This is a genomic window from Arthrobacter sp. CAL618, from assembly GCF_000468215.1.
Taxonomy (GTDB): domain Bacteria; phylum Actinomycetota; class Actinomycetes; order Actinomycetales; family Micrococcaceae; genus Arthrobacter_D.
The window spans coordinates 1-1,750 of the sequence record NZ_ASZW01000046.1; the positions used below are offsets into that span (position 1 = coordinate 1).

General features: G+C 63.6%; 2 protein-coding genes. One reads left to right on the forward strand and one right to left on the reverse strand.

Annotated features, from left to right (window positions below; genetic code table 11):
* The coding region (locus K728_RS0102685) for a DUF3516 domain-containing protein (protein ID WP_024475757.1) at window positions 1-1,234 on the forward strand (1,234 nt) is incomplete at its 5' end.
* Window positions 1,235-1,366: 132 nt separating this feature from the next.
* Here K728_RS0102685 and K728_RS0102690 read toward each other — a convergent pair.
* Window positions 1,367-1,750, reverse strand: a 384-nt coding sequence (locus K728_RS0102690; protein ID WP_024475758.1) for an HNH endonuclease, incomplete at its 5' end; no start/stop codon positions are given.

A 1,750-nucleotide genomic window follows, 5' to 3' on the forward strand; every position in this document is an offset into this window, starting at 1 on the left:
GCTCACGTCGAGTTTCGCCGTCAGCCACTCGATGCTCCTGAACCTGTTGGAGCGACCCGGCAATCCGTTCTCCGCGGCGCAACGTCTGCTCAACGAAAACCATGAGACCCGGGCTTCCCAATTGCAGCTGACCCGTAAAGCCATTGGCATTTACCGGTCGCTGGTCACCGCTGGAATTGTCGAGCGGCTCCCCGAGCCCGACGCCGACGGCCGGACCATCCGGCTGAAGGTCCACCTGCAGGCCAACTTCGCCCTCAACCAGCCGCTCTCCCCCTTCGCGCTGGCCAGCCTGGAACTGCTGGACCCCGAAAGCCCCACCTACGCGCTCGACGTCGTCTCGGTGATCGAAGCGACCCTCGAAAAGCCCCGCCAGGTTCTCAACGCCCAGGAGAAAAAGGCGCGCGGCGAGGCGATCGGCGCCATGAAGGCCGACGGGGTCGACTATGACCAGCGGATGGCGCTCCTCGAGGAGGTCACCTACCCGCAGCCGATGGCCGAACTGTTGTTCCAGGCCTTCGATGTCTACCGCAGTGGTGCGCCCTGGCTGGGCGACTTCGAGCTGACCCCCAAGTCGGTGGTCCGGGATATGTATGAGCGGGCCATGAACTTCGGCGAGTACATTGCCTACTACTCGCTCACCCGGTCCGAGGGCATCCTGCTGCGCTATCTCGCCGACTGCTATAAGGCATTACGCCAGACCGTTCCTACCGAGGCGCTGCGGGAGGATCTGACCGACATCATTGAGTGGCTCGGCGAACTGATCCGGCAGGTCGATTCGAGCCTCCTGGAGGAATGGGAGCTGCTCGCCGCCGGAGGCCGCGCCGACAGCGGGACCGCTCTCGAACTGCCACCGGAACCCGATTCGGTGACCTCCAACGAGCGGGCATTCCGCGTAATGGTCCGCAACGAGATGTTCCAGCGGGTCAAACTTTTCGCCGACGAGGACGATGTCGCCCTTGGCGCGCTGGATGGTGGTTCCGGTTGGGATGCGGACCGCTGGACGGAGGCCCTCGACGGCTACTTCGGTGACTATGAGGACATCGACGACGGGCCCGAGGCCCGCGGACCCGCACTGCTGATCATCGAGAAGGTGCCCGGCAGCTGGAAGGTCCGGCAGATCTTCAAGGACCCGTTCGGCAACCATGACTGGGGTATCAACGCGGTCATCGACCTGGCTGCCTCCGATGAGGCCGGCACAGCCGTGGTCACCGTGACCAGCGTCGGGGCGCCCTAGTCCGGCGGTGCTCCTAGCAAGATAGCTCACCCGGAAAGATGGTGCTTCCAGCAGGGCGTTGCTTCCAGCAGGGCGGTGCTTCTAAAAGGGCGGTGCTTCTTAAAGGCATTGCTGCCTAGAAGGGCGGTGCTTCTAGAAGGGCGGGGGTATGTCGGGTGGTGGTGTTGGTGGTGGGTCGGGTCGGGTGAGGTAGGTTTCGCCGGCAGGCGAGATCGCGATGATGGTGCCGGGGTCTGGTTGTTGGTAGTGCCAGTAGCCTTCGGTTTTGAACATGTGGTGGCGTTTACACAAAGACGCCAGGTTTGAATAGGACGTTTTGCCGCCTTGGGACCAGGGGGTGGTGTGGTCGAGTTCGCAGAACACCGCCAACCGGTTACATCCCGGATGCCGACACGTCCCATCCCTGACCCGGACCGCATCCTTCAGGTCCTGCGGAACCCGGTACGTGGTCGCATCAGCGCCCAGCCTGGCCCCGGTGAAGGGGTGGGTGAGGATCCTGGTGAACGATGGTGCGTG